A 22,531-nucleotide genomic window follows, 5' to 3' on the forward strand; every position below is an offset into this window, starting at 1 on the left:
CGCGCAGGCGCGACGGACGGGCTCCGCGGACCTGGGGGACGGCACCTGGCCGCGGTGCCGCCCAGTGGGGCGACCGTTACGACGTCACGTCGCGCCGGGCGAAGTGGCGGAAGCCCAGCGCGGTGAACACCGCGGCGTAGACCAGCGACTGGACCACGCCGCGGAACAGGTCGCCGGAGTCGACCGGCGTCTGCAGCAGGTCGGTCCAGGCGAACTCCTCGGCGGTGGGGAACCAGTCGCGCAGGGACCCCAGCTGCTCGACCTGGTCGAGGATCGCGAAGACGACCATCGAGAAGACCGCGCCGCCGACGGCGGCCAGCGGCGCGTCGGTGATCGTGGACAGCCAGAACGCCAGCGTGCCGACGACGAGCAGGTGGACGGCGAGGTAGCCGAGCATCCCGGCCAGCCGCAGCAGCCCCTCGCCCTGCGGGAGCGTGACCCCGATCGGCGTCTGGATGTCGTCGAAGCCGAAGGCGATGCCGCCGGCCACCACCGCCACGACGGCGAGGGTCAGCAGCGCCCCGACCGACTGGACCAGCGCCGCGGTCCACTTCTGCCGCAGCAGCCGCATCCGGGGCACCGGCGTGGCCAGCGTGTAGCGCAGCGACCCCCACGCCGCCTCGCTGGCCACGGTGTCGCCGAAGAACAGCGCGTAGACGACGACGAGGAAGAACGTCGTCGTCGCGAAGAGGACGAACAGCGTGAAGTTCAGCCCGCTCGAGGTGGCGACGTCGACCAGGTTGATCCGGCTGTTGGTCTGCGCCTCCTCGCTGGCGCCCAGCTGCAGGGCGGCGATCAGGATCAGCGGCAGGGCGGCCATCGCCACGTAGACGCCGATCGTGCGGCGCCGCTTGAACTGCCGGCGCAGCTCGACCGACAGCCGCAGCGTGCGCTCGGGCCGGTAGCCGGCGACGGCGCCGGTCGGCTGGACGTGCTCGGTCGCGGTCACGACTCCCCCACCAGTGCCAGGAACGCGTCCTCCAGGCGGCGGCGCGGTGTGAACTGGTCGACGGTGACCCCGGCGGCCACGAGCGCCTGCAGCGCCGTCGCGCGGGAGGTCTCCGGCCCGAGGTCGGCGACCAGGCCGTCGTCGGTGTGCTCGACGGTGACACCGGGCAGCCCGGTCAGCACGGCCGCCGCGCGGTCGGTGTCGGCCTCGTCGGCGAGACCGACCAGCACCGCACCGCCCGCGCCGACGATCTCGTCGACCGTCCCCTGCGCGATCTTCTGCCCCTTGGTCATGACGACGACGTGGGTGCAGGTCTGCTCGATCTCGCTGAGCAGGTGGCTGGAGACGATCACCGTGCGGCCGGTGGCGGCGTAGGAGCGCAGCACCTCGCGCATGGCGTGGATCTGCGGCGGGTCCAGCCCGTTGGTCGGCTCGTCGAGGACCAGCAGGTCGGGCAGGCCGAGCATGGCCTGGGCGATCGCCACCCGCTGGCGCATGCCCTGGCTGTAGCGGCGCACCGGGCGGTCGAGGGCGGCGCCGAGGCCGGCGACCTCGATCGCCTCCTCCATGTGCGCGTCCTCGGCCGGGCGACCGGTGGCGGCCCAGTACAGCCGCAGGTTGTCGCGGCCGGACAGGTGCGGCTGCAGGCCGGTGCCCTCGACGAACGAGCCCAGCCGGGAGAGCACCGGCGCGCCCGGGCGGACCTCGTGGCCGAACACGGTGATCCGCCCCGAGTTCGGCTTGATGAGGCCCATGAGCATCCGCAGCGAGGTCGTCTTGCCGGCGCCGTTGGGGCCGAGCAGGCCGAGCACCTGGCCGCGGCGGACCTCGAAGGACAGGTCGCGGACGGCGACGAAGCCGTCCTTGTAGGCCTTGGTGATGCCCTCGAAGCGCAGCGGGACGTCCTCGCCGTCGGGCTCGACGGCCGAGGTGACCCGGCGTGCGCGGCGGCCCCACAGCACCGCCGCGAGCCAGCCCAGCAGGCCGAGCGCGACGACGGCGCCGAGCAGCCACCACCAGCGGGAGCTGCCACCGGTGGCCTGGGTCTGCCCCTCGACGGTGGGCACCGCCAGCGCGGTGCCGCCGTTGCCGGCCCCGGCCAGGGCGACGGAGTAGACGGTGGCCTCGGCCGGCAGGGCGAAGGCCTGGTCGGTCGAGGAGACGACGACGCGCATCGTGTGCCCGGCCTCGAAGCGGTGCACGATCGCCGGCAGCGTGACCGCGACCTCGGTGGGTGCGGTCGGGTCGGCCGACAGGCCGGTCAGCGCCAGCGGGGCGACCAGGCCGCCGGGCAGCGTCTGCGCGCCGTCGGGGCCGACGTCGTAGAGCTTGGCGAACAGCGTGGCGCTGCCCGAGGGCGAGGCGACGGCCAGCCCGACGGTGGGCGCGCCGACGACCTCGACGGCGGCGTCGAGCGGCTCGCTGGAGAACGCGGCGAACTGGCCGGGGATCTCCACGGCGGTCCCGCCGAGCGCGGAGGCGAGCGCGCCCAGACCCGGGACCGTGGTGAGCGCGGCGGGGGTGCCGCCGGCGGGGGTGACCACGGGCTGCGTCGAGCCGCCGAGCGCCACGCTCTGCCGCTCCACGGGGCGGTCGCCGTCGAGACCGGGGTAGGCCTCGGCGAGCACGCTCTGGCTGCCGCCCTGCACGCTGCCCAGCCCGCTGCCCAGGCCGGTGGGCGCGGGGAACTCGAAGCCGGTGCCGGGGTCCTCGCCGCGGGCGGGGTCGCCCTCGTCGCGCAGGTGCCAGTCGAACCAGCCGGCGACCGCGTCGCGCAGGTCGGCGGTCTCCCGCTCGGAAGCCTGCGAGTCGTGCCCGCCCGCGTACCAGACGACCTTGACGTCGGTGCCGTTCGCGGCGATGCCGCGGGCGTTGGCGTCGGCCTGGCCGAGGCCGAACAGCGAGTCCTCGGTGCCCTGGACCAGCAGGGTGGGGGCGGTGATCCGGTCGAGCACGGCGGCGGGGCTGCTGCGGTCGAGCACCGCGGCCACCTCGGGCGTGAGCGTGCCGGAGGCCGCGGCGGACTGGTAGGCGGCGCAGATGTCGGCGCGGAACCGGCCGCAGGTCAGCGCCTGCTCCACCACGGCGGGGTCCACCGACGCGGGGTCGAACGGCAGGGTGGGGGCGGCGTTCCCGGACGCGGGGGCCGCCCCACCGGAGCCGGAGCCGGAGCGCTCTCCGTCCTCCCCGTCCTCGGCCTCGGCCGCTCCCCCGCCGCCGAGCGCGTCGAGCAGGCCGCCGCCGGGGACCGAGCCGACGCCGAAGAACAGCCCCGCCCACAGCCGCTTGTAGACGCCGGTGTCGGTCGTCTGCGCCGTGGCGGCGGGGGTGACGTCCTCGGCGGTGCCGGTCTGGGAGGGGAACAGCGCCGCGGTCAGGGAGTTCCAGGTGATCTGCGGCGCGATCGCGTCGACCCGGTCGTCGTAGGCCGCGGCCAGCAGCGACAGCGCCCCGCCGTAGGAGGCACCGGCCACGCCCACCCGCGGATCGCCGTCGCCGTCGAGGAGGACGTCGTCGCGCTCGGCCAGCAGGTCCAGCAGCGTGGAGAGGTCGGCGACCTCGTACCGCGGGTCGTCCAGGCCGATCTGACCGGTGCTCGCCCCGAAGCCGCGGGCGGAGTACGTGAGGACGACGTAGCCGCGGTCGGCCAGGTCCCGGGCGTCGTCGGCGACCGACTGCTTGCTGCCGCCGAAGCCGTGCGCGAGCACCACCGCCGGCGCCGGGGCGTCGGACGTGGCCGAGGCCGGCCGGTAGAGGGTCGTGTCGAGCTCGACGGCGTCGGCGCCGGAGCCGGAGGGGACCAGGGCGTCCTCGGTCGCCACGTCCTCGGCGGCGGCCGCCGTCGCCGGGACGGCACCGACGAGCGCGCCGGTGAACAGGAGGGGGAGCAGGACGCCGAGCGCCACGCGGGCGCCGGAGCGCGGGCGAGGTGTCACGGGCCCGCGGACGGGACGCACGCTGCGGCCAACGGACGGTGCCGCGCGGGTGTTCCGGGAGATCCGCGTCGGCGTGGCGCCGGCGGGGGTCAGGGCTGCAGTGCGCCGGTGACGACGACGACCAGGCCGGGGTCGGACACGTCCGGCACGTCGAAGAAGCGCGCCGCCGGGCCGGTGGTGATGCTCGGGAAGGCGTCCATGAGCTGCAGGGCCGACAGCCGCTGGGTCTCGTCGCCCGGGTCGAAGTAGACGGTCGTGGCCGCGACGTCACCGCCGTCGTAGCTGCCGATGCCGGCCGAGGTCCAGCCCTGGGCGTCGAAGGCGGCGGCGACCTCCGCGGCCAGCCCGCTGGTGGGCGTGGCGTTGAGCACGGTCACCGGCACGCGGACGGGGGTGCCGGGCGTCTGGTCGACCGGGGGCAGCGGCTCGACCGAGAGCGGAGGCAGCGGCCCGGTCGAGGGGGCGACCGAGGTCGGCGCCGACGACTCCGGGCTCCGGGTCGTCGTCGGGCCGGCCTCCTGCGCCGCCGGGGAGGTGAAGCTGTAGACGCCGAGCACGACCAGCGCGATCACGACGACGGCGAGCACCGCCAGCCCGCGGCGGCGGCGCGGCGGCGCGTCGTCGCCCTCGGCCGCCCGCAGCGCGGCGCGGGACACCCCGGCGCGGCGCGCGGCCTTGCGGCGCTCGACCTCCATCGCCTGGCGCTCGCTCTCGCGTGCCGCGCGCTCGGCGCGCATCGCGGCCCGGTTGCCCACGACCCCGGTGGAGCCGGTGTCGGGCCCGGTCCCGGCGTCCCGCTCGTCCCGCGTCCCGCGCCGCGCGGCCGCCTCGCGGTCGGGGATCGCCTCGGTCGGCGGCGCGGCGACCTGCTCGCGGGCCGGCCCGCGGTCGCGGACCGGCTCGCGGTCGGGGATGGCTGCGGTGGGCGGTGCGGCGGGAGGGCGGGCCGGCTCGCGGTCGCGGACCACCTCGCGGTCGGGGATCGCCTCGGTGGGCGGTGCGGCCGGCGTGGCGGTGCCGGCACCGGAGGGGCGGGTCCGGTCGCGATGGCCGTTCGCGCCGTCGCCCTCCGGCCGCGCGGGGGTGGCCGGCTGCGCGGGGGCGGCCGGCCTCGTGCGGCCGCGGGCCGCCGGGCGGGCGGGCTGGTCCCACGGGTCCAGCGGCGGGGAGGCCGGCTCGGCGGCGTCGGCCTGGGGCGTCGGGACCGCCTGGAAGGGCGCGACCGTCGTCTCGGGGGCGGCGGGGCGGGGCGGCGACTGCGGTGCGGGCCGCTGCGGTGCGGGCCGCGCGACGACCGGTGACTGGGCGGTCGGCGGCTCGGCGGCGGGACGCCGGACGGGCAGCGGGGCCGCGGGACGCCGCCCCGCGGGAGCCCGGACGACCGGCGGCTGCAGCGGTGGCTGCGGAACCGGCGGCGGGGCGACGGGCGGCTGGGCGACGGGCGGCTGGGGCGCGCGCCGCGGCGGCGCGGGGGCCTGCCGCGTGGCCCCACCGGCCGCGACGGGCGACGGGACCCGCGGGCGGCTCGCCGGCGCGGGCTCCGCGGGCCGCGACCAGGCGGCCGGGGCCTCGGGCTGGACGGCGCGCGACCGCGCCGGCGGGCGCTCGACCTCGGCGGGGCGGGCGGCCGCCGGGCTCCCGGGCCGGCCGGTGAGCAGGCGGCGGCGGTCCGTCTCGTCGCCCCGCAGGGCGTCGCGCCGGCGGTCGGCGCGGCTGCGGCCGGGCGTGGTCGGGTGGTCGCTCAGCTCGGGTGGAGGCACCGACGCAGGCGCCGGCGTGGGCGCGGCGGCAGGGGCGCCGGCACTGGGGTGGGGCGTCGTCGGGAGGTCGGGCACGGGACCGGCAGCGGGTGCGTCGGTCCGGCGGCGACCGCCGCCCACCGGGGCTGACTGCCGGTCCGGTTGGTCACCACCTGACGCCGCATGCCTGCCCACGGTGACCGAATCTAGAGGGCGGAAGGGTCCTTGCCCAGCAGGTGAGGCGAACGCCGCTGGCGCCGGGCGCTGCGCAGGCGGCGCAGACGGCGGACCAGCAGGGGGTCCGCGGCGAGTGCTGCCGGGCGGTCGACCAGCGCGTTCAGCACCTGGTAGTAGCGGGTCGGCGGGACGCCGAACTGCTCGCGGATGGCCGTTTCCTTCGCACCGGCGTGGCGCCACCACTGCCGCTCGAAGGCCAGCATCTCGTGCTCGCGCCGGGTCAGGCCCGCGGGCTGCTCGGGGCCCTCACCGGACGCCGTACCCCCGGGCGGGGAGACCGCGGGAGCAGGGTCGGGGGTCATGGTCGTGTCCGTTCGATCGGGGGGAAGCCGTCACCGAGAACGGTAGGCCCCGGGGGTGACAGACACAGCCCGGACGCGCGTGTGGATCAGACCGCGGCCGGCACCTGCTCGGCCGCCGCCCGCCGGTGCGCGGCACGCGCCGCCCGCAGGCCGTCCACGGTGAAGACCGCCAGGGCCGCCCAGACGATCGCGAAGCCGGCCAGCCGCGCCGGCGGCATCGGCTCGTGGAACACGAAGACGCCCAGCGCCAGCTGCATGAGCGGCGTCACGTACTGCAGCAGGCCGACGGTCGACAGCGGGATCCGGCGGGCGGCCGCGGCGAACAGCAGCAGCGGCACCGCGGTGGCGATGCCCGAGGCCACCAGCAGCAGCAGGTGCCCCGTGCCGGCCGAGCCGGCGGTCCCCCGCCCGGTGGCCTGCAGCACCCCGAGGAACACCAGGGCGGGGAGGAAGGCCACCGCCGTCTCGACGAACAACCCCGGCGCCGCCTCCACCCGCACCAGCTTCTTCAGCAGGCCGTAGCCGCCGAACGTGGCGGCCAGGGCCAGGGCGATCCACGGGGGCCGGCCGTGGTCGACGGTGAGGACGGCGACCGCCACGGCCGCCAGGCCGACGGCCACCCACTGCAGCAGCCGCAGCCGCTCGGAGAAGACGACGACGCCGAGCAGCACGCTGACCAGCGGGTTGATGAAGTAGCCGAGCGAGGTCTCGACGACGTGGCCGGAGTTGACGCCGTAGACGAACACCAGCCAGTTGCCGGCGATGAGCACCGAGGCACCGGTCAGGACGAGCATCGTGCGCCGGTCGGTGACCGCCGCGCGCACGAGCGACCACCTCCGCAGCGCGGTCAGCAGCAGCGCCACGAACAGCAGCGACCACACGATGCGGTGGGCGACGATCTCCGCGCCGCCGGCCGGCTCGAGCAGCGGGAAGTACAGCGGGAAGAGGCCCCACAGCCCGTAGGCGGACAGGCCCGCCGCCGTCCCCAGCCGCCGCTCGTCCACGGCGGGCACCGTACGCCGGGCGCCCTGCCCCGGATCCCTGCCCCGGGTCTCAGGCCTGGATGTAGTCCACCAGGTGCGCACGCTCCTGCTCGAGCTCGTCGAGGCGGGCCTTGACGACGTCGCCGATCGAGACGATCCCGAGCAGCCGGCCGTCCTCGACGACGGGGACGTGCCGGACGCGGTGGTCGGTCATCGTGCGGGCGAGGTCGTGTACGGAGGCACCGGGCACGCAGGTCCGCACGTCGACCGTCATCAGCGCCGACACCGGCCCGTCGAGGACGCCCGGCCCGGAGGCGTGCAGGGCGCGGACGACGTCGCGCTCGGAGACGATGCCGTCGACGGCGTCGCCCCCGGCGGAGACGACCAGCGCGCCGACGCCGTGCTCGGCGAGCAGGGCCAGGGCGTCGCGGACCGACCGGTCGGGTGCGATGGTGGCCACGTCGGGGCCCTTGCGGCGGAGCAGCTGGGCGATCTGCACGGACGCCCTCCCTCTCTCGGCCGCTGGAGTGTCCACCCGCCGGCGCCCGCGGACAACGGGCTCCGTCGCGCCTCGCGGGACCGGCGCCGGACTGGACACCGGGGCCTACCGTCGAGGTGTGCGCACCCAGCACGCCGCACCCGCGACGTCCCGCCCCACGCCCCTGCAGTGGCTCCGCTACGCCTTCGGCGGCGGGTTGCCCCGGGCCCTGGCGCCGTGGGTCCTCTCGGACACCACGCGGGCCGGCTGGGTGCGCCGGCACGTCGTGCGGTCGCTGGTGCAGCTCTCCCCGCTCGTGGTGATCTGCCTGGTCGCCGTCCCCGTGGGGATGGGCTACCGGCTGACCGCGGCGTTCGGGGGCCTGATGGTGGGGCTCATGTACTCGCTGGCGTTCATGGTGGAGACCACCGAGCACCGGGTCGCCAAGGCCGGCTATCCCGCGGGCACCGCGGCGCGGTTGCGCGAGGAGCGCGCCGAGCGGGCGCGGGCCGCCCGCGTCGAGCACCGCCACCCCTACCGCGTGGGTGGTTCCGGCAGCTTCGACTGAGGCCCGCTCAGCGCACCAGCCGCACGAGGACGGGGGCGGCGGCGTCCCGGAACGCCGGGTCCACCCGCCCCTCCTGACCGAGCAGCTCGAGCAGGCCGGCCGCGCGGTTCCCCAGGTCGTAGACCGGCAGCCCCGGCAGGTCGCGCAGCGTCCCGAGGACGTCGCCGGCGGCCGGGCCGACGGCGTCCGGGTCCGCCTCGGCCCGCGCCAGGAGGGCGGCCAGGTCCGCCAGGGGCGTCGGGTCGGTCAGTTCGCGCAGCGTGGGGACGACCGCCTGCACGGTGGCGTCGGTCAACCGGCCCTGCGCTCCGCCGGCGGTCACCCGCTCCAGCACGGCCGCGGCCTCGGCGGCCGTCCGGTCGCCGGGCACCTCGTGGTCCAGCGCCACCAGCGCGTCGAAGAGCGCCGGTCCGTCCGGCCCCGCGGCGGGCGGGTCCTGCTCGAGCATCGCCACCAGGTCGACGAGCCGGTCGGGCCGGACGACGTCGCCGAGGACCTGCCCGACCTGGCGCGCGACCGCAGGGTCCAGCTCGCCGGCCTGCGACGCCGCGTCGACGGCCGCGGCCGCGGCGAGCGCGGCCGAGCGCTGTCCGGCTCCCTGCAGGGACTCGACCCGCCGGAGGTCCGCCAGCACGTCGCCGGCCCCCGGTCCCACGGTGCCCGGGTCGCGCGCCGCCAGCTCGGCGAGGGCGGGGATCGTCGCGCCGAGCCGCTGCGCCGGTGTCCCGGGGGGAGGCGGCGGCAGGGTCGCGCCGCCGGTCGCCGGCGCGGTCGTGCGGACCGGTTCCGCGACGCCGGACGGATCGGCACCGCCCCGGACGCTCACGAGGACCACCGCGAGCAGGACCGCCGCCGCCAGGCCGGCCAGGAGCCACGCCGCCCGGTGGTGCCGCACGGGAGCGCGGTGGCTGGTGTGCGACCGGGCACGGGCGGCGCCGCGGGCGGTCGCGGCCGGCGGGGCGGGCGCGGCCGGCGGGGCAGGCGCGGCCGGGCGGACCGGGTCGACCACGGGGACGGGGGCCACCACGTGCAGCACGGCGGTGCGGGCGGCGACGTCGGGGCCGACGGCACGCAGCGGCCGGCCGGCCGGCGCGGTCCCGGCGGCCGCGGAGGTGGCCACCGCGCCCAGCGCCTGCTCGAGCTCCCGCGGCCCGATGCGCCGCGCCGGGTCCGGCTCGAGCATCCGGGCCAGCACCGGCTGCAGGTCCCCGGCACGGGCGGAGGGGACGTGCCCGCCCCGCACGACGGCGGCCAGCGTCCCCTGCGCGTCGTCGGCCCGGTACGGCGGGCGGCCCTCCACCGCCGTCGACAGCGTCGCGCCCAGCGACCAGGTGTCCGCGGCGGGGCCGGGCGCCTCGCCGCGGGCGACCTCCGGGGCGCAGTAGCCCGGGGAGGCGACCAGGAGGCCCGTACCGCCCAGGACGGCGTCGCCCGCCGTGTGCACGACCCCGAAGCCGGTGAGCAGGACCCGGCCCGGCGAGCCGTCCGCCGGCGCGCCGAACAGCACGGCGTCGGGCGTGAGGTCCCGGTGCAGGAGGCCCCGCCCGTGGGCCGCCTCGAGGACACCGAGCACGGCGAGCCCGACCAGCGCGGCCCGCTGCGGGGACAGGGGCCCCTCGCGCGCGAGCACCTCGGACAGCCGCGTGCCCGGCACGTCGGGCAGGACGAGGGAGGTGACCGCCCCGTCGTCCACCACGTCGAGGACGGCCAGGGTGCCGGGGTGGTCGAGCTCCGCCAGGGCCCGGACCTCCCGCAGGCAGCGCTGGCGGCCGGCGGCGCGGGCGGCCTCGGGCCAGCCGTCCGGGAGGCGGACCTCCCGCAGGACCACCGCGCGCCCGCGGACGACGTCCTCCGCGCGCCGGACGGTGCCCGTCCCGCCCGCACCCACCCGCTCACCCGGCCGGTACCGCCCGGCGATGAGCTCCCCGTCGTCCGCCGCTGGGACCATCCGGCTCGGGTACCCGGGCCGACCAGCGGATACGCCGCCGGGGGCGGGCGCCGCTGCGTCACCACGCGCTGACAGCGAGCACCTGCGCGGGTGCGGAGCCGACGGGGGGACTCGAACCCCCAACCGCCCGATTACAAGTCGGGTGCGCTACCAGTTGCGCCACGCCGGCGGGACACGGCACCACGATAGGGGTCGACCGCGTGGCCCTCCCTGCCGATGCTGTCGGCGTGGCACCGATCGACGACCCGGCCGGGCTCCTGCCGCTGGACCGGACCCAGCTGGACGCACTGCGCGAGCACCTCGACGCCGTGATCGCGGCCGGGGGCTGCGACCGCTCCCACCGCGCCACCGACGCGTGGGCCGCCGGGCACGGCATCGCCCTCGACCGCCTGCACGAGGGCCTCGAGGAGTTCGGCGGCTTCTGCGACTGCGAGGTCGTGATGAACGTCGACCCCGTCGTCGTCTTCGACCCGGCGACCCGGGAGGCTCAGGCGGTGTCGGGCCCCGCGGCCGCCGGCCCCTCGGCCAGGTAGCCGGCCGGGTCGCTGCCCGGCAGCGGCCCGTCGGCCAGCCAGCGGGCGAAGCCGGCCGGGTCGCGGCGCTCGAGCTCGTCCAGGGTGTCCTGGCGGCGCCGGACGATCGACTGCCGCGCCGCCGGGTCCAGCCGGCCGGCGAGGGCCGCCGTCGTGCCCAGCCACTCGCGGCCCAGCGCCGCGGTGGTCAGGGTCGACACCGGGGGCAGGGACGTCACCGTGCCGCCGGGCTCCGCGGGGCGGACGCCGGCCACCGGCCGCTGCGGCTCCGGCGCGGGGAGCCGGCCGCCGGCCGGGAGGTCGTCGGGCGCCGCCGGCCGCACCGGTCGGCCGGCGCGCAGGAGCCACAGGCCCAGCGCGCCGACGGCGAGGACGGCGCCGGCCAGCGCGGTCAGCGCGGCACCGCCCAGCACCGCGGTCCCCGACAGGAACAGCAGCACGCCGATGGTGACCGCGCCGGTGCGCCAGGCCGCCTCCAGCGGCGGCCGGCGCGCCTGCCCGCCGGCCTCGGCCAGCGACTCGCGGGCCACCCCGCCGGCCAGGCAGGCGGTGACCACCGCGGCCAGGCCCACGGCGAGCAGCCCGGGCGGTCGCAGGGCCAGGCCACCGATCCCGGCCACCGCGAGCGCGGTCAGGGCGGCGAGGCCCACGAGCAGGCGGGCGGGCAGACCGCGGGTGGACACGAGCAGCCTCCAGGGGAGCAGGCCGGGCAGGAGGGCCCGTCCGCTCCGGGAGGAGCGAGCGGGCTCCCCCTCTACCCCGCGACGGTCCGGTCGCACACGGTGGTCGGCGTGTCGCCGGCGGGAGGCGCCGTCCGGCCTCCCCCGCCGGGCGCGTCCAGACGATTCCCAGGCGCCCCCCAGGGCTCCGCCAGACGCCGCGCCGATCGTCGGTCCCGGAGCGGCGGACGACCGCCCAGGAGGAGGACCAGGACAGTGAGCGGACACCCGTACCCGGACCCGGCGCAGCAGCCGCACGGTGCGACCCCGGGCTGGACCCCGCCCCCGTCCGGCGGCTCCTGGTACCCGCCGGCCGGCACCGCGACGGCGACCCTGCCGCCGGCGGCGCCTCCCCCGGCCCCGTCGCCGGAGAAGCGGCGCGCCGGGCGGCTGCGGATCGGTGTCGCCGGACTGCTGGCCGGTGCCCTCATCGGCGGCGGCGCGGGGGCCGGCGTCGTCGCGCTCACCGACGGCGGCGGCAGCGGCGGCGGCGCCACCGCCCCGGCGCAGTCGGTGGTCATCCGCGACCCCGCGAACGCGACCGCGGTGACCGCCGCCGCCGCGAAGGCCGCGCCGAGCGTCGTCACCGTGTACGTCACCAGCGGGTCCGGCTCGGGCAGCGGCTCCGGTGTCGTGCTCTCCGAGGACGGCTACGTGCTGACGAACGACCACGTGGTCACCCTCGACGGCGCCGGCCAGGACGCGACCGTCCAGGTCCGCACGTCCGACGGCAGGCTCCACGACGCCACCGTCGTCGGCACCGACCCCACCTCGGACCTGGCGGTCATCCGGCTGCAGGGTGCCGAGGGGCTCACCCCGGCCACCTTCGCCGACTCCGACGACGTGCAGGTCGGCGACCTCGCCGTGGCGATCGGCGCGCCGCTGGGCCTGTCCGACACCGTCACCGACGGGATCATCAGCGCGACGAACCGCGCGGTGGCCACCGGCTCGACCCAGGACGACGCCACGGTGATCGACGCCCTGCAGACCGACGCCGCGATCAACCCCGGCAACTCCGGCGGCGCACTGGTCGACGCGACCGGCGAGGTCGTGGGCATCAACACCGCGATCGCCTCGGTGGCCTCCGGCGCGCCCGGCTCGTCGTCGCAGAGCGGCAACATCGGCGTGGGGTTCGCCATCCCGAGCAACACCGCGAAGCGCATCGCCGACGAGATCGTGCGGACCGGCTCGGCCACCCACGCCGTCCTCGGGGTGAACGCCCGGACGGACGGCTCCGGCGAGGTCGGCACCGGCGCGCAGGTCGTCCAGGTGCAGCCGGGTGGCGCGGCCGAGGACGCCGGACTGCAGGCCGGGGACGTCGTGACCGCGGTCGGCGACCGCGTGGTCACGAGCTCCACCGAGCTCACCGCCGCGATCCGCAGCTCCGCCCCCGGCGACACCGTCGAGCTCAGCGTCGAGCGCGGCGGGCGGACGAGCACGGTCGAGGTCACCCTCGGCGGCAGCGGGGGCTGATCCCCTCCGGTCCGGGACGGCCCCTCCCCCGCCTCTAGGCTGGGGAGGGTGTCGTCGTCCGTCAGTGCCCCGCTGGCCTCCTCGCTCGACGACCCGGAGCGCGCCGCGGGCCTGCGGCGGATGAAGCGGCTGGCCACCAGCCTCTTCCTGGTCGCCGCGGCGGTCTTCCTGGCCTGCATGCTGCTCGGCGACGAGGCCGGCGCCTGGGTCGGCTACGTGCGGGCCACCGCCGAGGCCTCCATGGTGGGCGCGCTGGCCGACTGGTTCGCCGTCACCGCGATCTTCCGGCACCCGCTGCGGATACCGATCCCGCACACGGCGATCATCCCGCGCAAGAAGGACCAGATCGGCGCGAGCCTCGGCGCGTTCGTCGAGGAGAACTTCCTGACCCGGGCCGTGGTCGAGGACAAGCTGGCCACCATGGACGTCCCCGGCCGGCTCGGTGACTTCCTGGCCGCGCCCGGCCGCGCCGAGCGGCTGGCCGGCGACGCCGCCGCCGCGCTCGCCGGCCTCACCGACCTGCTGCGCGACGACGACGTCCAGGAGGCGGTGTCGGGCCTGGTCGACCGCAAGCTGCACGAGACGCCGGCCGCGCCGGTCCTGGCCCGGGTGCTGGAGCTGGTGGTCGACGGCGACCGGCACCAGGAGGTGCTCTCGGCGGCGCTGCGCTACCTCGCCCGCTTCCTCGAGGAGAACCGGATCGTCTTCCGCGCCCAGCTCGGGGACGCCTCGCCGTCCTGGGTGCCCGACTGGGTCGACGACCGGGTGTTCGACCGGATCTTCGCCGCGCTGCAGGGCTTCCTCCAGGAGGTCGGCGCCGAGCGCGACCACGAGCTGCGGCGGGTCTACGACGCCCGGCTGCGCGAGTACGTGCACCAGCTGCGCACCGACCCCGACACCGCGGCGCGGGTCGAGGCGTTCAAGAAGGAGCTGCTCGAGCACCCGGCGGTGCGCACCTGGTCCTCGTCGCTGTGGACCAACGCCAAGACCGCGTTCCTCACCGCCGCCGCCGACCCCGACTCCCGGCTGCGGGCGCGGATGGCCGGGCTGGTCCACGACGGCGCCCGGCTGCTGCAGACCGACCCCCGGGTGCGCGAGCGGGTGCAGCGCCAGTCGGTGCGGGTGGCCGGCTACCTGGTCGAGCGCTTCGCCCGTGACGTCGCCGACGTCGTCGGCACCACGGTGGCGCGCTGGGACACCGAGGAGACCAGCCGGCGCATCGAGCTGCAGGTCGGCCGCGACCTGCAGTTCATCCGCATCAACGGCACCGTCGTCGGCGGCCTGGCCGGGCTGGTCATCTACACCGTGGCCCAGCTGCTCGGCTGAGGGTCAGCCGCGCGCCTGCGCCACGGCGTAGAGCGCGACGCCCGCGGCGACGCTGACGTTGAGCGACTCGGTGTCGCGGGCGATCGGGATGCGGACGACGACGTCGCAGCGCTCGCGCACCAGCCGGGAGAGCCCGGTGCCCTCCGCACCGACGACGAGGGCCAGCGGGTCGGCCAGGCCGTCGTAGTCGGCCAGGTCCGTCTCGCCGTCGCCGGCCAGGCCCACCGTCTGCAGCCCGGCGTCCTGGTAGGAGGCGAGGGCGCGGGCGAGGTTGACCGCGCGGGCCACGGGGAGGCGGGCGGCCGCACCGGCGCTGGTGCGCCAGGCCGAGGCGGTCATGCCGACCGAGCGGCGCTGCGGCACGACGACGCCGTGCGCGGCGAACGCGGCCGCCGAGCGCACCACCGCGCCGAGGTTGCGCGGGTCGGTGACGCCGTCCATGGCCACCACCAGCGGCGGGCGGCCGGAGTCGCGGGCGACGTCGAGCAGGTCGTCGGGGTGGGCGTACTCGTAGGGCGGGACCTGCAGGCCGATGCCCTGGTGCAGCGCGCCGTTGGACATCCGGTCGAACTCGGCCCGGCCGACCTCCAGCAGCGGAAGCCCCCGGTCGCTGGCCAGGTGCAGCGCCTCGGTGATCCGCTCGTCGGTCGTCGCGCGGCTGTCCCCGGTGACGACGTACAGCGCGGTCGCCGGGATCTGCGCACGCAGCGCCTCGACGACGGGGTTGCGGCCGAGCAGCAGCTCCGGCGTCTCCTCGGCCCGCTGGCGGCTGCGGTCGCGGTCGGTCCGGCGGCGGGCGTCGGCCTGCGCCCGGCGCTGCGCCGGGTGGCCCGTGCGCATCTCCGCCGGCGGGGTGGCGCCCCGTCCGGCCAGCGACCGGCGGTTCTTGCCGCCGGTGCCGGCGCTGGCGGTCTTCTTGCCGGCACCGCTCGTGCGGCCGCGGCGCTGGCTGTTGCCGGCCATCAGCGGGTCAGCTCCCATCGGGGTCCCTGCGGGGTGTCCTCGACCTGCACGCCGAGGGCGGTGAGCTGGTCGCGCAGCGCGTCGGCCGCCGCGTAGTCCTTGCGGGCGCGGGCGGCCTGCCGCTGCTCGAGCGCGAGCCGCACCAGGCCGTCGGTCACCCCGGCGAGCCGGTCGTCGGAGTTGCCGCCGGCCGCCCAGTGCGGGTCGAGCGGGTCGAGCCCCAGCACGCCGAGCATGCCGCGCACCGCACCGAGGGCCTCGGCCAGGGCGACGTCGTCGCCGTCGGCGAGGGCCGTGTTGCCGGCCCGGACCGCCTCGTGCACGACCGCGACGGCGGCCGGCGTGCCCAGGTCGTCGTCCATCGCCTCGCGGAAGGCGGCCGGCAGGCTGGTCGGGGTGTCCCGGCCGGCCCGCTCGACGGCGCGCTGCACGAACGACTCGATGCGCCGGTAGGCGGCACCGGCCTCGGCCAGCGCGGCGTCGGTGAACTCGACGGTCGATCGGTAGTGCGGCGCCACGAGGTAGTAGCGCAGCTCGACCGGCCGCACCCGGCGGACCACCTCGTCGACCAGCGCGGTGTTGCCCAGCGACTTGCTCATCTTCTCGCCGCCGAGGGTCACCCAGCCGTTGTGCATCCAGTACCGGGCGAACGGGTCGCCGGCGGCCCGCGACTGGGCCTGCTCGTTCTCGTGGTGCGGGAAGCGCAGGTCCAGCCCGCCGCCGTGGACGTCGAACTCCGGCCCGAGGTACCGCCCGGCCATGGCCGAGCACTCCAGGTGCCAGCCCGGCCGGCCGCGGCCCCAGGGCGTGGCCCACGACGCGGTGTCCGGCTCGCCGGGCTTGACCGACTTCCACAGCGCGAAGTCGCGGGGGTCGCGCTTGCGCTCGTCGGTGTCGGTGTCCGCGGCCGGCTCGAGGTCCTCCACCTTCTGGCGGGTCAACGCGCCGTACTCGGGGAAGGAGCGCACGTCGAAGTAGACGTCGCCGTCCACCGCGTAGGCGTGCCCGCGCTCGACCAGCCGCTCCATGAGCGCCACCATGTCCGGGACGTGCCCGGTGGCGCGCGGCTCGTAGGTGGGCGGCAGGACGCCCAGGACGTCGTAGGCGCGGGTGCAGGCCAGCTCGTTGGTGTAGGCCCAGGCCCACCACGGCACGCCGTGCTCGGCGGCCCTGGTGAGGATCTTGTCGTCGATGTCGGTGACGTTGCGGACGTAGGTGACCTCGAGGCCGCTCGCGGTCAGCCACCGGCGCAGCACGTCGAAGGCGACGGCGGCGCGCACGTGCCCGACGTGCGGGGGTCCCTGCACGGTGAGCCCGCACACGTACACGGAGGCCTGCCCGGGACGCAGGGGCGTGAAGTCCCGGACCGCGCGCGCGGCCGTGTCGTGGAGGCGGAGGGTCACTGCGCGGAGTCTACGGAGCGCACCGTCAGGTCAGCGCGGAGTCCACGGAGCGCACCGTCAGCTCAGCGCGGAGTCCACGGACCCTGCTCGGACGACCAGGGCCGTCGCCATGGCTGCCCGGCCCTCGCCGCGGCCGACCAGCCCGAGCCCGTCGGTGGTGGTGGCCGTGACGCTGACCGGGGCGCCGAGGGCCGCCGACAGCGCCGCCTCCGCCTCGGCCCGGCGCGGGCCGAGCTTCGGGGTGGGTGCCACGAGCTGCACGGCCGCGTTGCCAACCCGCCACCCGGCGGCGGCCAGCGTCTCCCGCACGTGCTCGAGGACGGCGATCCCGCGGGCACCGGCCCAGCGCGGGTCGTCGGTGCCGAGCAGCCCGCCGATGTCCCCGAGGCCGGCGGCCGACAGCACCGCGTCGGTGAGGGCGTGGGCGACGACGTCACCGTCGGAGTGCCCGGCGCACCCGTCGGCGCCGGGCCAGGACAGGCCGGCCAGCCAGCACTCCCGGCCGGCCTCGACCGGGTGGACGTCGACGCCGAGGCCGACGCGGGGCAGCTCGCTCACCGGCGCACCTGCAGCTCGGCGAGGTGGAGGTCGTGCGGCACGGTCACCTTGGCGGCGCGCTCGTCACCGGCCACGGTGGTCACGGGGATGCCCAGCGCGCGGACCACGGCGGCGTCGTCGGTCAGCTCCTCGCCGACCGGGAGGTCGTCGTAGGCCGCGTCGAGCACGCGCCGGGAGAAGCCCTGCGGGGTCTGCACCCGGCGCAGGGCGGCGCGGTCGAGAGCCGTGGCCACGGTGCCCGCGGCGTCGACCGCCACGGTCGTGTCGACGACGGGCAGCACCGGCACCACGGCGAGCGCGCCGGCGGCCAGCGCGTCGAGGACGCGGGCGACCACGTCGGGCGGGGTCAGCGGGCGGGCGGCGTCGTGCACGAGGACGGCGTCGGCGGCGGCACCGGCCGCGGCCAGGCCGGCGCGGACCGAGGCGGTGCGGGTGGCGCCGCCGTCGACCAGCCGGACGCTGCCGGGCAGGACCGCGGCGACGGTCTCCCGCTCGGCGGCCGGCACGACGACGACGACCTCGCCCACGCCCCCGGCGAGCAGCGTGTCGACCGCCCAGGCGACCAGCGGGCGGCCGGCGAGCTCGACCAGCGCCTTGGGCCGATCGGCCCCCAGACGCGAACCACTCCCGGCCGCTGCGACGATGCCGACAGCGGACACGGGAGTGGTCCGGTGGTACGAGGGTGCGGAGCTCAGCTGGCGAGGACCTCGTCGAGCAGGACCTCGGCCTTGTCCTCGTTGGTCCCCTCGGCGAGCGCGAGCTCGCTCACCAGGATCTGGCGGGCCTTGGACAGCATCCGCTTCTCGCCGGCGGACAGGCCGCGGTCCTTGTCGCGGCGCCACAGGTCGCGGACGACCTCGGCCACCTTGTTCACGTCGCCGGAGGCCAGCTTCTCGAGGTTGGCCTTGTAGCGGCGCGACCAGTTGGTCGGCTCCTCGGTGTGCGGGGCCCGCAGGACCTCGAACACGCGGTTGAGCCCGTCCTGCCCGACGACGTCGCGGACGCCGACGATCTCTGCGTTGTCGGCCGGCACGCGCACGGTCAGGTCGCCCTGGGCGACCTTCAGCACGAGGTAGGCCCTCTCTTCACCCTTGATGACCCGAGTCTCGATCGCCTCGATCAGAGCGGCACCGTGGTGCGGGTAGACGACGGTCTCGCCGACAGTGAAGCCCATGTGTGTTAGACCCCTTTCGCTGTCCCCAGGTTAGCACGGCACACTGACGGCCGGAACGGCCGGCCGATGGATATCCGCAGGTCAGAGGCCTGATGAAGTGCCGGGGAGGGGTTGACAGGGCGTGGTCGGTGTGCGTGCGCGGGCGTCCCGGTGGCCGTCCGTCCGGGCGCTCGTCCTGGCCACGCACGCCCCGCCGGCGGCCGCGGTCACCCTGGTCGCCACCCTCCTGGCGGTGACCGCGCAGGTGCCGCCGGGGCGCGTGGCGCTCGTGGGCCTGGCCGTCCTCGCAGGTCAGGCGTCCATCGGGTGGAGCAACGACTGGCTCGACGCCGACCGCGACCGCGCCGTCGCGCGGGCCGACAAGCCGGTCGTGCAGGGCGCCGTCAGCCCCGCGGTGCTGCGCTCGGCGGCCCTCGTCTCCGCCGCGGCGGCCGTCGTCCTGTCGCTGCTGCTCGGGTGGGTGCCCGGTCTGCTGCTGCTGGTGCTGGTGGCCAGCGGATGGGCCTACAACGCCGGCCTCAAGCGCACGGCGGCCTCGGGGCTGCCCTACGTCACCGGGTTCGGCGCGCTGCCGGCCGGGGTGGTGGCCGCGGCCCCCGGCGTGCCGGCCGCGCCGTGGTGGCTGCCGGCTGCCGGCGCCGCCCTGGGGGCCGCGGCGCACCTGGCCAACGTCGCCCCGGACATCGCCGACGACCTCGCCACGGGGGTGCGCGGGCTGCCGCACCGGCTGGGCCCGCGCGTCGCGGCGGTCCTGGGGGCGGTGCTGCTGGGGACGGCGTCGCTGGTGCTCGTCCTCGGCCCGGCCGGTCCGCCGGCGTGGTGGGGCTGGGTCGGGTTGGTGCTGGCGGTGCCCGCGGTCGCGGTGGCCGCCCTGGCGGGGACGGCCCGCTTCCGCCGGCTGGCGTTCCCCGCGGTGATGCTGCTGACCGTCCTCGACGTGGTGCTGCTGCTGGCCGGCGGGGCCGCGCTCACCTGAACGCGGCCCCGCCAGGGGTCACTTCCGGCCGTTGCCGTTGCCGCCGCCGTTGCCCTGACCGCCGCCGTGGCCGGTGCCGCCACCGGTCGTGGTGGCGGTCGTGGTGGGCAGCTCGGGGGCCGGCGCGGGGGCCGCCTCGGGAGCCGGCGCGGGGGCCGGCGCGGGGACGGCCTCGGCGGCCTGCTCGCGGGCCGCCTGACGTGCGGCGTTGCGCTCGTGGGCCTCCCGGCTGACCGTCTCACCGGTCGACCAGCCGTTGCGGGCGCCGGCGCTCACCCACTCGCCGAAGGACTGCCCGCCGGCCGGGCCGGCCTCCCACTGCTCCCTGGTGAGCTCCGGCTCGGTGACGGGCTGGTCGACGACCGGCTCGGCCCCGGTGTCCTCGTCACCGGCCGGCCCGCCGACGACCCCGCCCGTCCCCCCGGTCGAGTCCGGGCCACCCTCGCCGGCCCCGTCGCTGGGGTCGACGACCGGCGGGGCGGTGACGACGCCGGGGTCGGTGGCGGGTCCCGTGACGGGCTCGGTGACGGTCGTCTCGCCGTCGACCGCGTCGGCGCTGTCGCCGACCTCGGCGACGGAGGGTGTGGCGTCGTCGGCGGGCAGGACGGCCGCGGTGGCGCCGGCGGTCACGGCGACCGCGACGGCCCCGCCGGCGGCGGCGGCCTTGGCGACCGCGGACAGGGCGGCGAACTTGGCGGCGAGCGAGGTGATGAACACGTGGGGTCTCTTCCGTGAGGCCCGGGCGGGGTGCCCGGCCGTCCGCGTGGACGGTTCCGACTGGTCGGTGAGCAGACCGGTCGCCAGCAGCTCGGCCAGGGCCGCGTTCGGCCGTCCCGGCGCGGAGGCGGAGGACCGGACCGCGTCGGTGAACGCGGTCAGGTACTGCTCACCCCCGGGCACGGGGCGGCCGGCGAGGCAGGCCTCGAGGGCCTCCTCGGCGGACCGGGCGTCGGCTGGCGTGGTCATCTCGTCCCCGTCATCGCCGGACGGGCCCGCAGGGGTGCGCGGCCCGTCGTCGTCTCCCCCGTCGGGGTGGTCCCCGCGGGGTCCAGCTCCTCACGCAGCCGGCGCAGCCCGCGCCGCTGCAACGCCTTGACCGAGGCCACCGAGCGGCCCATCACGCCGGCCACCTGCTCCACGGTGAGGTCGGCCAGGACGCGCAGCAGCAGCACCGAGCGCTGGTCCTCCGGCAGCCCCGCGCACAGCCGGTGCACCGCCTCGGCGCCCAGCCGGGTCAGGACGTCGTCCTCCACGTCGCCGCCGGCGACCTCGGGGAGCAGCTCGGCGCCGCCGTCGGCCACCTGCGGCCGCCGACTGCGCCGCCGCAGGTCGTCGACCAGCCGCCGGTGGGCGATGGTGAACACCCACGACCGCAGCCCCGCCTCGTCCCCGGTGAACCCGGACAGCCCGCGGAAGACCGCGAGGAACGTCTCGCTGGCCAGGTCGTCGGGGTCCGGGGCGCCGTGCAGGCGCAGGTACCCGGTGACCACCGGGGACAAGTCCCGGTAGAGCACCTCGAAGGCCCACGCCGCACCCGTACGGGCCGCCTCGAGGACGTCGTCGAACGCCGGTCCCACCGCCATCGGCGACCTCCCGTGCCGTCCCCCGTACGGGGACGGCATCGGCAGGCGCGGAGCCGGACTGGACCGGCGCCACCCGTCAGGGTGCCGACGTGCCCCGGGCGGCCTCCTGCTCGACGACCAGCGGCAGGTCCTTCAGCCGGTCCAGGCCCTGCAGCGGACGGCGCATGCGCTGGTTGCCGGCCAGCCGCTCGCGGTTGCGCTCGAGGAAGGCCCAGTAGCCGGCGGTGTAGGGGCAGGCGTCGTCGCCGAGGCGCCGCTTGGGGTCGTAGGGGCACCCGCCGCAGTAGTCGCTCATCCGGTCGATGTAGGCGCCGCCGGCGGCGTAGGGCTTGGTGGCCAGCGCCCCGCCGTCGGCGTGCTGGCTCATCCCGACGACGTTGGCGACCATCACCCAGTCGTAGCCGTCGACGAACGTGCGGTGGAACCAGTCGGTCATCGCCAGCGGGTCGATGCCGCGCTGCAGCGCGTAGTTGCCGAGCACCATCAGCCGCGGGATGTGGTGCACCCAGCCGTCCCGGCGCAGGTCGTCCAGGACGTCGGACAGGCACGCGGCGTCGACGGCGGACCCGTCGAGCTCGGCCATCCACGCCGGCACCGGCTCGGTGGCGCGGAGGAAGTTGGCGTGGCGGAAGTCCCGGCCGAGGTGCCAGTACATGTGCCAGATGTAGTCGCGCCAGCCCATGACCTGCCGGACGAAGCCCTCGACGCTGTTGAGCGGCAGCGGCTGCCCGTCCGCGGCGGCCGCACGGGCGGTGTCCTCCGCGGCGTGCACGACCTCCAGCGGGTCGAGCAGCCCGAGGTTGATGGCCGGCGACAGCAGCGAGTGCGCCAGCCACCGCTCGCCGGCGAGCATCGCGTCCTCGTGCGGCCCGAAGACGCCCAGGCGCGAGCGCAGGAAGTCGTGCAGCCGGGTGAGCGCCTCCTCGCGGGTCACCGGGAACAGCCGCGGGCCGTCGTCTCCGACGAAGGAGACCTCGCCGTCGGCCTCCCAGCGGTCGAGGTCGGCGCGCACCTGCTCGTCGATCTCGTCCTCGGCCGGCCACCAGGGCTCCGGCGCCGGGGACCGGCCGTCGGCCGGGGCGGGCTCGCGGTTCTCGTGGTCGAGGTTCCACTGCCCGCCCAGCGGCTCGGCGCCGTCCATGAGGACGCCGAGGCGCCGGCGGGCGTCGCGGTAGAAGTCCTCCATCAGCAGCCGGCGGCGGCCGCGTCCCTCCGCCCAGCGGGCGAACTCGCCCTGGCTGCTGACGAAGCCGCGGGCGGCGAGCACCTGCAGGCCGGGACGGCGCAGCACGTAGTCGCGGCTGCTCCAGGTGGTGGGCGCGCACACGCTCACCGGCTCCTGGTGGCGGTCGAGTGCCTCGGCGTAGGTGGTGACCTGGTGCAGGTGCGCCTGGTCGCCGAGCTCCGCGGCGCGGTGGCGCAGCGCGGAGAGCACCAGGTGGGCCTTCTGGCGGTGGAACCGCCGCCGCGCGAACACCGCCTTGGACTCGATCAGCAGCACGGGCTGGTCCGGCGCGTCGAGGAAGTGCGGTCCCAGCTGGTCGGCGAAGGTCCAGCGGCGCGTGGCCGGCGACCGCTCGGGGAAGTCGGCGAGGGCAGGGTCGCGCCCCTCGGCGCCGCCACCGGGTCCGGGGCGCACCATCGGCCTCACCTCCCGGCGGACATCGTGGGGGGACCGTTAGG

General features: G+C 77.2%; 21 protein-coding genes and 1 tRNA gene. 5 read left to right on the plus strand and 17 right to left on the minus strand.

Annotation, left to right across the window (positions count from 1 at the left end):
- Positions 1-76 precede the first annotated feature (76 nt).
- The 6 genes from HLV61_RS19815 to HLV61_RS19840 form a co-directional block, all read right to left on the minus strand.
- Positions 77-949: an ABC transporter permease gene (locus tag HLV61_RS19815; protein WP_369258529.1), complete on the minus strand. Its 873-nt coding sequence runs from the start codon at positions 947-949 to the stop codon at positions 77-79.
- A complete protein-coding gene (locus HLV61_RS19820; protein ID WP_369258531.1) occupies positions 946-3,885 on the minus strand; it encodes an alpha/beta fold hydrolase in 2,940 nt (979 codons plus the stop codon). The genes HLV61_RS19815 and HLV61_RS19820 overlap by 4 nt, the downstream gene beginning before the upstream one ends.
- An 89-nt stretch (positions 3,886-3,974) precedes the next feature.
- A complete protein-coding gene (locus tag HLV61_RS19825) occupies positions 3,975-5,645 on the minus strand; it encodes a LytR C-terminal domain-containing protein (protein WP_369258533.1) in 1,671 nt (556 codons plus the stop codon).
- 185 nt (positions 5,646-5,830) lie between these two features.
- Positions 5,831-6,163, minus strand: a complete 333-nt coding sequence (locus HLV61_RS19830; RefSeq protein WP_369258534.1) for a DUF3263 domain-containing protein — start codon at positions 6,161-6,163, stop codon at positions 5,831-5,833.
- 86 nt (positions 6,164-6,249) lie between these two features.
- A complete protein-coding gene (gene rarD, locus HLV61_RS19835) occupies positions 6,250-7,167 on the minus strand; it encodes an EamA family transporter RarD (RefSeq protein WP_369258536.1) in 918 nt (305 codons plus the stop codon).
- Positions 7,168-7,216: 49 nt separating this feature from the next.
- On the minus strand, positions 7,217-7,645 hold the full coding sequence (locus HLV61_RS19840) for a CBS domain-containing protein (RefSeq protein WP_369258538.1): 429 nt from the start codon (positions 7,643-7,645) through the stop codon (positions 7,217-7,219).
- A 118-nt stretch (positions 7,646-7,763) separates the two neighbouring features.
- On the opposite strand from HLV61_RS19840, the gene HLV61_RS19845 reads away from it, so the two are divergent.
- Complete coding sequence (locus tag HLV61_RS19845) at positions 7,764-8,192, plus strand: DUF5313 family protein (RefSeq protein ID WP_369258540.1); 429 nt, start codon at positions 7,764-7,766, stop codon at positions 8,190-8,192.
- A gap of 7 nt (positions 8,193-8,199) precedes the next feature.
- Here the strand turns inward: HLV61_RS19845 and HLV61_RS19850 are convergent, their stop codons facing one another.
- Entirely contained in the window at positions 8,200-10,140 is a 1,941-nt protein-coding gene (locus tag HLV61_RS19850; protein ID WP_369258542.1) for a serine/threonine-protein kinase, read from the minus strand.
- 96 nt (positions 10,141-10,236) lie between these two features.
- Positions 10,237-10,309, minus strand: a tRNA-Thr gene (locus HLV61_RS19855).
- A 58-nt stretch (positions 10,310-10,367) separates the two neighbouring features.
- Between HLV61_RS19855 and HLV61_RS19860 the strand changes: the two genes are divergently transcribed.
- Positions 10,368-10,673 carry a DUF2695 domain-containing protein gene (locus HLV61_RS19860; protein WP_369258544.1) on the plus strand — a complete coding sequence of 102 codons (306 nt, stop codon included), beginning with the start codon at positions 10,368-10,370 and terminating at the stop codon, positions 10,671-10,673.
- Here the strand turns inward: HLV61_RS19860 and HLV61_RS19865 are convergent.
- Entirely contained in the window at positions 10,628-11,356 is a 729-nt protein-coding gene (locus tag HLV61_RS19865) for a hypothetical protein (RefSeq protein ID WP_369258546.1), read from the minus strand. The two genes, HLV61_RS19860 and HLV61_RS19865, sit on opposite strands and share 46 nt — an antisense overlap.
- A gap of 252 nt (positions 11,357-11,608) precedes the next feature.
- On the opposite strand from HLV61_RS19865, the gene HLV61_RS19870 reads away from it, so the two are divergent.
- Positions 11,609-12,865, plus strand: a complete 1,257-nt coding sequence (locus tag HLV61_RS19870) for a S1C family serine protease (protein ID WP_369258548.1) — start codon at positions 11,609-11,611, stop codon at positions 12,863-12,865.
- Between the two features lie 48 nt (positions 12,866-12,913).
- A complete protein-coding gene (locus HLV61_RS19875) occupies positions 12,914-14,191 on the plus strand; it encodes a DUF445 domain-containing protein (protein ID WP_369258550.1) in 1,278 nt (425 codons plus the stop codon).
- 3 nt (positions 14,192-14,194) lie between these two features.
- Here the strand turns inward: HLV61_RS19875 and rlmB are convergent, their stop codons facing one another.
- From rlmB to HLV61_RS19900, 5 genes are read right to left on the minus strand one after another with little or no spacing between them, the layout of a single operon-like run.
- On the minus strand, positions 14,195-15,172 hold the full coding sequence (gene rlmB, locus HLV61_RS19880; protein ID WP_369258552.1) for a 23S rRNA (guanosine(2251)-2'-O)-methyltransferase RlmB: 978 nt from the start codon (positions 15,170-15,172) through the stop codon (positions 14,195-14,197).
- A complete protein-coding gene (gene cysS / locus HLV61_RS19885) occupies positions 15,154-16,557 on the minus strand; it encodes a cysteine--tRNA ligase (protein ID WP_369258554.1) in 1,404 nt (467 codons plus the stop codon). Before cysS ends, rlmB begins: the two co-directional genes overlap by 19 nt.
- Before the next feature lie 57 nt (positions 16,558-16,614).
- Entirely contained in the window at positions 16,615-17,115 is a 501-nt protein-coding gene (gene ispF / locus HLV61_RS19890; protein WP_369258556.1) for a 2-C-methyl-D-erythritol 2,4-cyclodiphosphate synthase, read from the minus strand.
- On the minus strand, positions 17,112-17,774 hold the full coding sequence (ispD, locus tag HLV61_RS19895) for a 2-C-methyl-D-erythritol 4-phosphate cytidylyltransferase (RefSeq protein WP_369258557.1): 663 nt from the start codon (positions 17,772-17,774) through the stop codon (positions 17,112-17,114). Before ispD ends, ispF begins: the two co-directional genes overlap by 4 nt.
- Before the next feature lie 32 nt (positions 17,775-17,806).
- Entirely contained in the window at positions 17,807-18,289 is a 483-nt protein-coding gene (locus HLV61_RS19900) for a CarD family transcriptional regulator (protein ID WP_012946870.1), read from the minus strand.
- A 121-nt stretch (positions 18,290-18,410) separates the two neighbouring features.
- On the opposite strand from HLV61_RS19900, the gene HLV61_RS19905 reads away from it, so the two are divergent.
- Positions 18,411-19,265: a UbiA family prenyltransferase gene (locus HLV61_RS19905; RefSeq protein WP_369258560.1), complete on the plus strand. Its 855-nt coding sequence runs from the start codon at positions 18,411-18,413 to the stop codon at positions 19,263-19,265.
- A gap of 18 nt (positions 19,266-19,283) precedes the next feature.
- Here the strand turns inward: HLV61_RS19905 and HLV61_RS19910 are convergent, their stop codons facing one another.
- The 3 genes from HLV61_RS19910 to HLV61_RS19920 all read right to left on the minus strand — a co-directional run bounded on the left by HLV61_RS19910 (position 19,284) and on the right by HLV61_RS19920 (position 22,490).
- A complete protein-coding gene (locus HLV61_RS19910) occupies positions 19,284-20,231 on the minus strand; it encodes a hypothetical protein (protein ID WP_369258562.1) in 948 nt (315 codons plus the stop codon).
- The gene (locus tag HLV61_RS19915) at positions 20,228-20,848 is read right to left on the minus strand and encodes an RNA polymerase sigma factor (protein ID WP_369258564.1); all 621 of its coding nucleotides are present in this window, start codon (positions 20,846-20,848) and stop codon (positions 20,228-20,230) included. Before HLV61_RS19915 ends, HLV61_RS19910 begins: the two co-directional genes overlap by 4 nt.
- 76 nt (positions 20,849-20,924) lie before the next feature.
- Positions 20,925-22,490 carry a cryptochrome/photolyase family protein gene (locus tag HLV61_RS19920; RefSeq protein ID WP_369258566.1) on the minus strand — a complete coding sequence of 522 codons (1,566 nt, stop codon included), beginning with the start codon at positions 22,488-22,490 and terminating at the stop codon, positions 20,925-20,927.
- Positions 22,491-22,531: the final 41 nt, after the last annotated feature.

The sequence above is a fragment of the Geodermatophilus amargosae genome (assembly GCF_041028265.1).
Taxonomy (GTDB): domain Bacteria; phylum Actinomycetota; class Actinomycetes; order Mycobacteriales; family Geodermatophilaceae; genus Geodermatophilus; species Geodermatophilus amargosae_A.